Source organism: Pseudomonas sp. SED1, from assembly GCF_034044025.1.
Classification (GTDB): domain Bacteria; phylum Pseudomonadota; class Gammaproteobacteria; order Pseudomonadales; family Pseudomonadaceae; genus Aquipseudomonas.
Map to the genome: position 1 here is coordinate 1 of NZ_JAXCIS010000032.1, position 11,438 is coordinate 11,438.

General features: G+C 61.0%; 12 protein-coding genes. 1 reads left to right on the forward strand and 11 read right to left on the reverse strand.

Going from position 1 to position 11,438, the window contains the following annotated elements; genetic code table 11:
- Positions 1–14: 14 nt before the first annotated feature.
- The 7 genes from SNL23_RS04045 to SNL23_RS04075 form a co-directional block, all read right to left on the reverse strand.
- Positions 15–2,120, reverse strand: a complete 2,106-nt coding sequence (locus tag SNL23_RS04045) for a TonB-dependent receptor (RefSeq protein WP_318301691.1) — start codon at positions 2,118–2,120, stop codon at positions 15–17.
- 151 nt (positions 2,121–2,271) lie between these two features.
- Entirely contained in the window at positions 2,272–3,654 is a 1,383-nt protein-coding gene (locus SNL23_RS04050) for a PepSY-associated TM helix domain-containing protein (RefSeq protein WP_318301681.1), read from the reverse strand.
- Positions 3,655–3,812: 158 nt separating this feature from the next.
- Complete coding sequence (locus SNL23_RS04055; RefSeq protein ID WP_318301682.1) at positions 3,813–5,885, reverse strand: TonB-dependent copper receptor; 2,073 nt, start codon at positions 5,883–5,885, stop codon at positions 3,813–3,815.
- Between the two features lie 93 nt (positions 5,886–5,978).
- Entirely contained in the window at positions 5,979–6,350 is a 372-nt protein-coding gene (locus SNL23_RS04060) for a DUF2946 domain-containing protein (RefSeq protein ID WP_167664855.1), read from the reverse strand.
- A 64-nt stretch (positions 6,351–6,414) separates the two neighbouring features.
- Entirely contained in the window at positions 6,415–6,897 is a 483-nt protein-coding gene (locus tag SNL23_RS04065) for a copper chaperone PCu(A)C (RefSeq protein ID WP_076017993.1), read from the reverse strand.
- A gap of 46 nt (positions 6,898–6,943) precedes the next feature.
- The gene (locus SNL23_RS04070) at positions 6,944–7,339 is read right to left on the reverse strand and encodes a DUF2946 domain-containing protein (protein WP_318301683.1); all 396 of its coding nucleotides are present in this window, start codon (positions 7,337–7,339) and stop codon (positions 6,944–6,946) included.
- A 135-nt stretch (positions 7,340–7,474) separates the two neighbouring features.
- Positions 7,475–7,885: a helix-turn-helix domain-containing transcriptional regulator gene (locus SNL23_RS04075; RefSeq protein ID WP_167664857.1), complete on the reverse strand. Its 411-nt coding sequence runs from the start codon at positions 7,883–7,885 to the stop codon at positions 7,475–7,477.
- A gap of 395 nt (positions 7,886–8,280) precedes the next feature.
- Between SNL23_RS04075 and SNL23_RS04080 the strand changes: the two genes are divergently transcribed.
- Positions 8,281–8,520 (forward strand): DUF6124 family protein, encoded by a 240-nt coding sequence (locus SNL23_RS04080; protein WP_076017991.1) that lies wholly within the window; start codon positions 8,281–8,283, stop codon positions 8,518–8,520.
- Positions 8,521–8,578: 58 nt separating this feature from the next.
- Here SNL23_RS04080 and SNL23_RS04085 read toward each other — a convergent pair whose 3' ends face one another.
- From SNL23_RS04085 to cbiE, 4 genes are all read right to left on the reverse strand, one after another.
- Positions 8,579–9,067: a PIN domain-containing protein gene (locus SNL23_RS04085; RefSeq protein WP_318301684.1), complete on the reverse strand. Its 489-nt coding sequence runs from the start codon at positions 9,065–9,067 to the stop codon at positions 8,579–8,581.
- On the reverse strand, positions 9,064–9,342 hold the full coding sequence (locus tag SNL23_RS04090) for a hypothetical protein (protein WP_076017990.1): 279 nt from the start codon (positions 9,340–9,342) through the stop codon (positions 9,064–9,066). Before SNL23_RS04090 ends, SNL23_RS04085 begins: the two co-directional genes overlap by 4 nt.
- 125 nt (positions 9,343–9,467) lie before the next feature.
- The gene (locus tag SNL23_RS04095; protein ID WP_076017989.1) at positions 9,468–10,193 is read right to left on the reverse strand and encodes a cobalt-precorrin-6A reductase; all 726 of its coding nucleotides are present in this window, start codon (positions 10,191–10,193) and stop codon (positions 9,468–9,470) included.
- A complete protein-coding gene (gene cbiE, locus SNL23_RS04100; RefSeq protein ID WP_076017988.1) occupies positions 10,190–11,395 on the reverse strand; it encodes a precorrin-6y C5,15-methyltransferase (decarboxylating) subunit CbiE in 1,206 nt (401 codons plus the stop codon). The genes SNL23_RS04095 and cbiE overlap by 4 nt, the downstream gene beginning before the upstream one ends.
- Positions 11,396–11,438: the final 43 nt, after the last annotated feature.

Genomic DNA, 11,438 nt, shown 5'->3' on the forward strand with positions numbered 1-11,438 from the left:
AGTGTCGCATTCAGTTAAAAGGTGTAGTCCGCCGTCACAAAGAACGACCTGGGTTCACCCAGGATCCATTGCTGGCCGTCATTGTATTGGCTGACGGCGTAGGTACGGTCAAACAGGTTATTCAATTGCAGGCCCAATGTCGTGTTACGCATGGCTTTCCACGACACGGTGGCATCGACCACGGTGTAGCTCGGCACTTCGCTGGTGTTGGCGGCGTTGGCGAAACGCGAGTCTACATAACGCACCCCGGCAGCGGCGCGAACGTCGTCAGTGATGGCCTTGCTCAGCCACAGGTTGGCGGTGCGGTGCGGTACATCGGTGGGGCGGTTGCCGTTGCGAGACACTGCCTGGCCGTTGACCACTTCAGAGAAGTCGTCGTACTGCGCACGCACGATGGCTGCATTGGCTTGCAACTGCCAGGCGTTCGGCAGTTGCAGGTCGAGGCTGGCTTCCAGGCCGTTGGAGGATTGCTGGCCGATTTGTTCCTTGAGGGTGGTGCCTGGGATGCTCACCAACAGCTTCTTTTTGACGATGTGGTAGGCCGCCAGCGTCCATTCACCCCGCGAGTCCCAGAACGCCTGCTTGAGGCCGATCTCGGCTTGCCTGGCGGTGGACAGGCCGAACTGCTGCTGGCTCGGGCTCAGGGTAATCAGGCTGCCGACGCCGTCGGTGCTGGTGGCGTACTGGCCGTATACCGAGGTGTCCGGGGTGATCGCGTAGACCAGGCCGGATTTCCAGTTGTTGCCGGTAAAGGTCTTGTTGGCGTCGCTGCCATCCACCAGGGAGTCACTGTCGATGTGCACGTAGTCGCGGCGCACGCCGGTGATCAGTGACAGTTGATCAGTCAGTTGCAGGCGGTTTTCGGCGAACGCAGCCAGCTGTTTGGTGGTGCTGACGGACTGCGGAACGAAGGGGCTGGCGCTTTCAAACGGTTGCGGTACCGGGCGGTTGATGTCCACCGGTTGGCCGGCGTTCGTCAGGTCATCGAACGGCGAGTTGCTGGCCAGGCGAAAGCGAATGCGGTTGTACTCGACGCCGGTCACCGTCTGGCTGTCGAGGCCGAACAGGGTGTGTTTGAAGGTAAAGGTCTGGCGGTCGCCGATCTGTTCCTGGTTGTGCTTGATGCCCAGGTAGCTCTGGCGTACCAGCCCGCCGTCGACATAGTTGTAGCTCTCGGCGTTCTGCCAGCGGCGCTGGTTTTTCAGGTACGACAGTTCATTGGTGGCGGTGACGTTGTCGTTGATCTGCCACTCGCTGGTCAGGCGTGTCCACTGGTCGTTGTAGTGCTGGATATCGTTGCTGACGTTGTAGTTTTTGTCCCGCAGGCCCTTGTGCAACTGGCCGTTGATCAGCGGCGTGCCGTAGTCGTTTTGCGGGGTCTGGTCGCCGTAGTCGGACGCCAGGGTGAAGCTCAGGTTGTCCGCCGCCTGCCAGCGCAGGGCGCCGCTGACGAAGTCGCTGCTGGAGTCGCCACGGTCGATGAAGCCGTTACTGCGCAGGCGGTTGATGTTCAGGCGATAGCTCAGGGTGTCGGTCAGCGAGCCGCCGCTGTCGAGGGCTTGCTGCTGGCGGTCATAGGAGCCGTAGCCCAGGCGGATATGGTTTTCGATCTCGCCTTCGAAGGGTTTCTTCGGGAGGGTGTTGATCACCGCGCCGGTGGCGCCCTGGCCGTACATCACCGAGGCCGGACCGCGCAGTACGTCCACCCGCTCCACAGACCAGGTGTCTACCGGGAAGGTGGAAGTGCCCGCGCCATCGAACATGCGGGCGCCGTCGTACAGTTGCAGCACCGAACTCTGGCCAGTGAAACCGCGTGCCGACAACGAGGTGCCGCCGTCGCCCGGCGTGCCGGTGCGGCTGATGCCGGTGGCCCGGGAAATGGCGTCCTGCACCGTGGCATCGCCCCGTGCGCGAATCTGCTTGCCGGTCTGGCTTTCAACGCTGCCCGGGGTTTGCAGGGCAGTGAGGTTCAAGCGCGAACCTGCGGTGGTCGGGGTTTGCAGGTCGACGCGCTCGTCGTCGACGGCTGGGGCGGAGACGGCACTGGCGGGAAGCGTCAGGGCTTGGGCACTGTTTTGCAGGGCGAGCAGGCACAGGCCGGACGCGAGGTACTTGTTCATCGGACGATAAATCGCTTCTTCGAGGCGGTACTCGCCGCAGGCGCGGCGAGTGGGGGAACGCAATAAGTGTTACAATATAACACTTATTGCGGCGTGGGCGAAAGCCCGCGTAAGACTACATAACGCCTCTAGGCAGGGCATCTCGTCTGTTTCACGCTGAACCTGAAGCAGATTCACGTTGGCCAAACAGACGTGAAAGCACCAGGCGATCCAACGCCCAGACCACAATCAATGAGGCGCCCACCAGCGGAAAGACAATCGCCAGCCCCAGCATGATCGCCATCGCGGTTTTCCATTTCGGCAGGTCATGGCGCAACGGTGGAACCCCCAGCCCACCCTGCGGCCGGCGCTTCCACCAGATCACCAGGCCGCTGACTGCACTGAGCAGGATCATCAGGCAGATCAGCAGCACGATGATCTGGTTGACCACGCCAAACATCTTGCCTTCGTGCAGCATCACGCCGGATTCGGTAACCCGTGCCACGCTGTTGTAGTGCTCCCAGCGCACATCGGCCAGGACCTTGCCGGTGTATTGGTCCACATGCAGGGTCGCGTCGTTGCGCGGGTCGTTGGCAAACACCGCGATAGTGAACACGCCTTCGGCGGTGGTGGGGAAGGTGATGCTGTAGCCGGGCTCGACCTTGCGTGAGCTGGCGAGGTCTACCACCTGTTGCAGGCGGATACTCGGGGCTGCCGGGCCCTGGCTCATGCCGGCGTGCTTCATGTGCTCGGCATGCTCGCCGGACATCGGCATCGGCGTGTTTTCCATGGCCCACGGCACGGTCTGTTGGCTCGCGGTGTTGAGGCTGCGGGCCTGCTGGTCGGACTGCGGTACGTCGTTCCACATCGCCGCCGGGAATGTATTCCACAGTTCGGCATATTGCTTGCCCCAGAAGCCGGTCCAGGTCATACCGCTGAGTAGCATCACCAGCAGGAAAGCCGCGCCCCAGAAGCCGGCGACCGCGTGCAAATCCCGCCAGAACAAGCGGCCGCGACTGCCCAGTCGTGGCCACAGAATACCGGCCGCCGACTTGCCTCGCGGCCACCACAGATACAGGCCCGAAATCACCAGCATCACGCCCCAGCCGGCGGCCAGTTCCACCAGGCGATCGCCGATGGTGCCGATCATCAACTCACCATGCAGCGCACGAGCGATGGCTTGCAGGTTGTATTTGGAATCCTGTTCACCGAGCACGGTGCCGCGATACGGGTCGACGAATACCGTCGCTTCGTGCCCGTCGTTGCGCATCACGAATTGCGCGCTGCTGGTGGCGTCGGCAGGTGGCAGGTACTTGCTGATTTTGCCTTGGGGATAGGCGGCTTGGGCGCGTTGCAGTTGTTCGTCGGCACTCAGTGCGTGTTCGGCGCTTTGCACCGTCAGCAGGTTGCCGTACATCAGCGGGTCGAGCTGGGGTTTGAACAGGTAGATGATGCCGGTCAGGGCCAGCAGCACCATGAACGGCGCGACAAACAGCCCGGCGTAGAAATGCCAACGCCAGGCCAGGTTGTAGAAGGAAATCTTGGGTGTACTCATCAGGGGCTGCTCCGCAAAGGCATTTTGGTTATTCGTTGATGAACGCAATCCCGTAGGAGCGAGCTTGCTCGCGAAGAACCTGAGGACGCCGCGGTCATACAGAAGCCCCGCGTTATCGTTGGTGATTTTCGCGAGCAAGCTCGCTCCTGCACTGGGCATTAGAAGCTCATGTCCACCTTGGTCCAGAGCGTGCGCCCCGGTTCCTTGATGGCTTGCGGGTCATTGGCCGGGTAGCCGAACCCGGCGTTGCCGGCCAGGTTCAGGTGCTCGGCGTATGCCTTGCCGAACAGGTTGTCGACGCCGGTGCTGACCTTGAAATTCTTGTTGATGCGATACGCCGCGTTCAGCGAGAACACGCCAAACCCCGAGCTCTTGTCGAAGTCCTTGCCGACCACGTTGCCCTTGTTCTGGTCGATGCGGTTTTGCGCCGCGACCACCCGCCACAAGGCGCCGGCGCTCCAGTCGTCCTGGCTGTAGGTCAGCCCGAAGCGCGCATCCAGCGGCGGGATTTGCGGCAGCGGTTTGCCGTCGCTGCTGTTCTTGCCCCAGGCGTAGGCGAAGGTGGCATCGGCTTTCCAGTTGTCGGTCAGCTTGTATGCGGCGCCCAATTCACCGCCCATGATTCGCGCATCCACATTGCGCGCCTGGGAAGTGGTGCCCATCATGCCCGGCTGGTAATCGAACAGGATGAAGTCGCGCACCTGGCCAACGTAGCCCGAGGCCCAGGCGTCCAGATCTGCGGATTTGTATTGCAGCCCGAAATCCAGTTGGGTGGTTTTCTCAGGCTTCACGCCATCGAAGGCATTCACTGAACCGACCGCCCCGGTGTTGGGGGAAAACAGCTCCCAGTAATCCGGGAAACGTTCGGAGTGCCCTAGGCCGGCGTACAGGGTGGTCGGGCTGTCGGCCAGGTCGTGCTCGTAGCGCACAAAGCCCGACGGCAAGGTATCGGCGCGGGCTTTGTCGGCGGTGGGGTTAGGGCTGCTCATCATCCCGGAGCCGATGGCTTGCCGGAAATCCTTGGCCGAGGCGCGGTCCACACGAGCGCCGGTGATCACGCGGTCGCGGTCGGCGGCGTACCAGGTCAGTTCGCCAAATACCCCGTAGTTGTGGAAGTTGGCGTCCTTGCTGCGGGGCAGGTCCTTGTAGGTGTCGACGCCCATGGCGCTGCGTTGGCGGTGCTCGTTGGTTTGTGCATCAAGGCCGCTGATCAACTGCACATCGGCCCAACGCCAGGTGGCCTTGATGCGTGCGCCGAGGGTGCGGCGGTCGACGTTGGACGCCATGGGGCCGGCCATCATCCCGGTGCCCGACGGGACGCGCAGGGTGTAGTTGTCCATCACATGGTCGGCGTAGTTGTAGTAGACCTGCGCTTCGATCTTATCCAGCACCTCGCCGATATTCGACTTCTCGAATCGCAATCCGAGGCTCTCGCGCAAAAACTGCGAGCCATCCATGCCACGCCCGGCGTAGCGGGCTTCGCCATCGCCACGGCCGGCGGTGAGTTCCAGCAGGGTGTCGGCGTCCGGGGTCCAGCCCACGGCCACGTCGCCGTTCCACTTGTCGTAGCGCGAGGCGACGGTGTCGTTGTTGCCGTCCTTGTAGTCATCGGCGTGGGCCTGGTTGCCGATCACCCGCACATAACCCAGCGGCCCGCCCGCCGCCGCATCGACGACTTTGTCGAAGCGCCCGTTGGAGCCTGCCAGGATGCTGGCGTTGACCCGCGTGCCCAGCTCGCCGAACTGCTCGGGCTCGCGCTCGAACAGGATCGTGCCGGCTGAAGCACCAGGGCCCCAGAGTACGGTTTGCGGGCCCTTGATCACCGTCAGCTTGTCGTAGGTTTCCGGCGAGATATAGGAGGTGGGCGCGTCCATCCGGCCGGGGCAGGCACCGAGCATCATGCTGCCGTTGGTGAGGATATTCAGGCGCGAACCGAACATGCCCCGCAGCACCGGGTCGCCGTTGGTGCCGCCGTTGCGCACCAGAGCGAAGCCGGGGATGGTCTTGAGGTAGTCGCCACCATCGCTGGCGGGCACTGGCTGGCGCGGGTCTTTCGGGTTTGTGACGACGGTCAGCGGCGAGCTGGGGGCGATCGCCGTGATCACCGTCGGGCTCAGTTCATTGTGGTCGGCGTGCTCGTCGGCGTGGGCCTGTGGAACCAGCAGCGCGCCACACAAAACGGCGAACACGGGAGTACGTCCCAAACGGGTGTCAGCAGAAAACCTGGACATGAAAAATTCCATCAATCATTCGTAAACAACACGGCCAGCAGCCTGCGGCTGTCTGTCTAAAGTCGGCCGGGGTGAAGTAACGGTGTGAAGTGCTTACGCGATGATGGGCGGGGCGCGGCTGCGGGCGCCGGGGAAGACGGTTTGCCGGGCATGGCCCAGGCGTGGGGCGGGGGTCAGGGCGTTGGCGGGCGGCGGGCTGCCGAGGGTGACGAACGACACGCTGCCAGGCAGCGCGGGGCAACTGAAGAGCAGGCTGCAATAGCCGCACTTTTCCCAGAGCACGTGATGCTCGTCGGGGGCCTTGCTGTGTTCGGCTGGGGGCTTTGCGTCGCCATGGCAACTCGGGCCGTCCATGGGCATTTCCATGGACATACCGGCGTGATGATCCATCGGCATCGCTTGGGAAATCAGCGGACCGATAAAGATCATCAGCATGGCGAACAGGCTGATCCAGCTGCCGCGCATGAGGCCTACAGGCTTACGGCGGTGCGGGGACAACCTGGCGCGTGGGGCGCCCATCAAGGTTTATCTACTGGGCGTGCATATGCTCGTGACCGGCCATGGGCGGTTGCTTCTGCACCGACACTTCCACTTTTACAGGCCCGGCTTTCTCGAAATTCAGGGTCAGCGGGAAATGTTGGCCGTCGCGCAAAACGCTGCGGTCCTTCAGGTCCAGCAGCATCACGTGGTAGGCCATGGGGGCGAACGTCAGGTCACCTTTGGCCGGCACCGCGACGCTGGTCACCTGCTGCATCTTCATCAGGTCGCCCTGCATCACATGCTCATGCAGCTCGGCCTTGGCGGCCACGGGCGTGTCGACGCTGAGCAGGCGATCCGCATGTTCGCCCTGGTTATGAATCACGAAATACGCCGCGACGGTCGGCGCGTTGGGCGGCAGTTCCTGGGACCAGGGTTCGCTGACCACCAGTTCGCCGACCTTGAAGTCTTCGGCATTGGCGGCAGCACACACCGGCAGCAACAACGCAGCCAGAAGCAGGGAAGATTTGAGCATGGCAGTTCTCCAGAACGGTTCTAAACGCAGTTCACTTGCGAAGAAATCAGACCGTTGGAGAGGCGCGGGGGTTAAGGCTCGGCCATTGCTGGCGCGGGGTAGGGGATTGCAATGACGGCGGCGGCAGGTCTTGCACCGCGTCGAATCGAGCAAAATACAGGTTGGGTGTGTGCCCAGGCAGCGCGACCAGAGGCGCCGAGCCCGAGCAGCACCAGCAATGCTGCATGGTGGAGTGATCGTCCTGCTGTGGCGCCGGTATCTCCAGCTTGCCCAGGGCAATGGCCGTCAGTTTCGTGCCGTTGGAGGAGCAGAAACTGCCCCACAGCAATTGCTTGACCGGGTCATCCGCCTGCTGCATCGCACTCGCCATCGGCATGGCAAAGGCGTTGAACAGCACTGCAAGGCAGGCTATCCAGGCAATTGCAAAGCGTTGACGGGCCATGGCGGACAATCCGTAGGGTTAAACGATCAGGTGGGTATTTAGCCTGATCGGGGGGGATAAGTAAAAAGGCGCGGTGTGGTTTGGTGTCGCAGTGCTGGGTTTGAGGATAGACGGGAACTGAGGGATTGTATTCGGCTATTGCCTGGTATTCAGCCTGCGGGTTGCTCGGGCAATGGTCTCTCGCGCTGTGCTGACCAATGAACCATCGCCTGGGTCTTCTTCGATGCAGGCTTCCAGATAAGCGTCGATCTCTTCTTGTGTGCGTAGATGGTTTGCAGCATCGAAGCGCGTGAACTGTGTCTTTGTGTCAGGCAGGCATTGGGCTTTTTCCAGCCATTGGTTTAATCGTGCTGCGACGTCGGGCTCATCTGATTTCAATGCGTCCGCTTCAAGGCCAAGCGCGTGCGCAAGCTCGGGATTCCCGATTATGTGTTCGATAATCGTATGTTCAGCAGGTCGAGTTAAGCGTCGGGGACGGGATTTTTCAGTCATGCGATGAACCTCATGTTTAACGTCGGTGGACGAAATGTTGAAGATCATCGCCAAGGGAATACTTATTCCGGTAGTCAGCGGGTTCTGGTGTTGGTGTAGGCAGCTTCTCATTGGGCCTCCATGCAACCTGGATACGGGAATGCTCCACAGAAATTTCCGACAGTGATTTGAGGTTGTCCCTAGGAAACGCAATCTCTAGTCTCCGTACACCGCTGCAAACTCAGCGGTCGGGCGTCGCGGCCCGGATCCCTATAGGCGCTAAGCGCCATCGTCTGCTTTCAGTTGGCGCTTTTTTATCGTCTACTGTGCGGCGCTATGGTGGCTGTGCGCGGGATACCTTCGGGTATGCCGGGTTGCCTAGGGACCGGTCCGCGAACCTGCGCACAGCTGCCACCTTCCATCGCGTCGCGGCGATCAGTGGCAGCTCCACGTCCCTTAGGAGCTTCACAATGATTAAACCTACCCCCAATCCCCCCGTCCGACTATTCACCGTGGCCGATGGGATCAGCACCGAAGACCTGTTGGTCAACCTCATTGAAACACTCGCCTCGGCCAACGCGCTGAGTTGCGACTTGGCGTTTAGCCTGGAAGGATCGAAGCGGGAGGAGTTGTTGGGCGTCGCTCAGTTGATCGAACTGGCGGAGTTACTGGCTGATCGGGTGCACGAAAGTGCCGGACAACGCATTTAACACTTCGATGATCGATCGTTCCTGCGCTGATGTGTGGGAATGATCCTGTGAGACGCCTTTAAACGTCCCAGCTTGCTTCCCGTATGTGATTGAAGTTCACGACATCTACGCTGTGCTGATGAGCAAATCCAGCGACTCTTAGGTCATCTGTCAAAACCAGATAATTATCTTTGGCTGCACAGATAATGCCGACGTCGGTAAGGCCATAGGGCGACAACTCATAATCGCAACTTATATCAAGAGCGGGGCAGTGAATCTCAATGACTGTCGATAATGATTTTTTTAATGTTGCGTAGAAATCGTGTAGCTTGCTCCCATAAAGCCCATTTGTAAGGTTGCTGACTTCCGCAAGTATATGAGGGGTTGAAATAAGCTTTTCGAATTGATCAATGACATTCAGCAGAAGCTTGTAACCTTTGGCGGTGTATCCGCTTGTTCTTTTGAAGCCTGCGATACTGGGTGTGCCTCCGATCAGTGCCAAGAGCAGCAGGTTAGTGTCGACTATGATTCCTTTTCTTCGATATTGCCGGATATACGTTTCGATCATACTTCGCGAATCTTCATGGAGCGGAACTCGCCAGTCTCCGAGTCAATGAAGAATGTTTTATATTTTCTTGCGTACATTTGTCCCGCTAAAGATGCGCCTAACCGTTCATATTTATCAGGGGCTGGAACATTGAAGCCAAGTGTTATTGCCCATGTTTTGTCGCCTGGGTTTAACTCGACTTCCTCAAGCATCAAGTCCTGAAGCACTGTTTCCTGGCCGAGAAAATCATTGGCTGCGGCCTTCGCAACTTGCACGGCTTCTTTGACGTCTATCATGTCAGCTCCTGAATAGAATTGAGTCTGGCTTGAACTGTTTCTGGAGTGTAGCACTTCATGTTGTGGATTCATCGCCGTCCCTTTAGTCACAAATAGAGTTGATAGAGGTGGGCGATGATCCTGATCTATCGAATGAAATCTGCCAATAACTCGATTGTTTCTGCGGGCGACAAAAGCTCCTGATCTACTGCCGCCAACACCGGCCGCTTCAACACCAACACCGGCACCCCCCGCTCCCGTGCCACCTCCAGCTTCGGCTCGGTAGCCGTGCTGCCGCTGTTCTTGCTGATCAGCACATCAATCTGCCGCCGCTCAAACAACGCCCGTTCATCCTCGATCAAAAACGGCCCACGGGCGCCGATCACTTCGCAGCGTTCATTGCCGGGGTACACATCCAGTGCGCGCAACGTCCAGAACTGCTCGGCGGGGATTTCGTCGAGGTGCTGCAACGGTTCGCGACCCAGCGTGAACAGTGGTCGCTTGAATGGCTTGAGGGCTTCAATCAACTCCGCCCAGTCACTGACTTCGCGCCAGTCATCACCGGCCTGTGGCTGCCACGCCGGGCGGCGCAGGGCCCAGCAGGGAATGCCACACACACACGCGGCACGGGCGGCGTTGGCGCTGATCTGTGCGGCATACGGATGGGTCGCGTCCAGCACCAGCTCGATACCTTCATCGCGAATGAACTGCGCCAAACCTTCCGCGCCGCCATAGCCACCGACGCGCACCTGGCACGTAAGGTCGGTGGGGACGCGGCCAACACCCGCCAGGCTGTAGATATGCTCGGGGCCCAGTGTGCGGGCAATGGCCAGGGCTTCCGTCACACCGCCCAGCAGCAGGATGCGTTTCATAGCGGCTTGATCACTTCCAGCAGGGTGATCGGCAGCGCCTGGCGCCAGGTATCAAAGTCTCCCAGTGGTTGGGCCTGGGCCACATGAATGCGGGTCAGCTCGCCGCCGTGTTGTTCGCGCCAGGCCATCAGGGTCATTTCGCTTTGCAGGGTCACGGCGTTGGCCACCAGCCGGCCACCGGGGCGCAGGTGTTGCCAGCAGGTGTCGAGGACGCCGTCGCGGGTTACGCCGCCGCCGATAAAGATTGCGTCGGGTGCTTCCAGGCCAGCGAGTGCGTGGGGCGCGGTGCCGCGAATCAGTTGCAGGCCGGGGACGCCAAGGGCGTCACGGTTGTGTTCGATCAACAGTTGCCGACCTTCATCGGCTTCGATCGCCAGCGCGCGGCAACTGGGGTGAGCACGCATCCATTCGATCCCGATGGAGCCGCTGCCCGCGCCCACGTCCCACAGCAGTTCGCCGGGCATCGGCGCGAGGCGGGCGAGGGTCATGGCGCGTACGTCGCGTTTGGTCAGTTGGCCGTCGTGCTTGAAGGCCGAGTCCGGCAGCCCCGCCAGGCGTGACAGGCGCGCGGTGTTAGCGTCGGCCACGCAGTCGATGGCCACCAGGTTCAAGGCAGCAATCGGTTCACCTGGCCAATCCCGGGCGATGCCGTCGATGCGCCGCTCATCCGGGCTGCCGAGGTGTTCAAACACGCTCAGGCGACTTGCGCCAAACCCGCGCTCAGCCAACTGCGCCGCCATCGCCGCCGGGCTCTGGCCGTCATTGCTCAACACCAGCAAACGCACGCCGCTGGCCAGGTGCGCATTCAGCGCTGCCAACGGTCGGGCAACCACCGACAGCGTCACCACGTCCTGCAATGGCCAGCCCAAACGTGCCGCCGCCAATGACACGGAAGAGGGCGCCGGCAAAATCAGCAGCTCATCGGCGGGCACCTGCCGCGCCAGGCTCGCGCCTACGCCATAGAACATCGGGTCGCCGCTGGCCAGCACGCACACCGCTTCACCACGCTTGGCCAGCACCGGTTCCAGGGAAAACGGGCTGGGCCACAACTGGCGTTCGCCGCGGATACACACCGGCAACAAGTCCAGCTGGCGTTGGCCGCCAACAATGCGCGAGGCGCGTAACAAGGCGTGCCGGGCGTTTCTGCCCAGGCCCTTGAAGCCGTCTTCACCGATGCCTACTACCGTCAGCCAGGGCGACATATGAATTCCTTGAACGACATCCGACGGGCAGGCTTTTCATGCC